Origin of the sequence: Nocardiopsis sp. NRRL B-16309 (assembly GCF_001279585.1) — a bacterium.
Lineage (GTDB): Bacteria > Actinomycetota > Actinomycetes > Streptosporangiales > Streptosporangiaceae > Nocardiopsis.
Window position 1 is genome coordinate 1 of sequence record NZ_LGEC01000011.1, and the last position, 361, is coordinate 361.

The 361-nt window shown below is 65.9% G+C and carries 1 protein-coding gene; it reads left to right on the forward strand.

Translation table 11 applies throughout. The annotated features are described in order from the left end of the window. A partial coding sequence (locus tag ADL05_RS03060; protein ID WP_197285673.1) for a SulP family inorganic anion transporter occupies positions 1 to 361 on the forward strand: 361 nt, incomplete at both ends.

A 361-nucleotide genomic window follows, 5' to 3' on the forward strand; every position in this document is an offset into this window, starting at 1 on the left:
GAACGTGCCCTTCACCCTGGACACGCTGACGCTGATCGCCCCCTATGCGATGACGCTGGCGCTGGTGGGGCTGATGGAGTCTTTGATGACCGCCAAGGTCGTCGACGACCAGACCGAGACCTCCTCCAACCACGCCCGCGAGGCCCGCGGCCAGGGCATCGCGAACGTGCTGGTCGGCTTCTTCGGCGGCATGGCCAGCTGCGCGATGATCGGCCAGACGATGATCAACATCAAGTCCGGCGCACGCACCCGCTTCTCCACGTTCCTGGCCGGGGTGTTCCTGCTGATCCTGTGCGTGGGGCTGGGCGACATCGTCGGGATGATCCCGATCGCGGCGCTGGTCGCGGTGATGTTCTTCGTG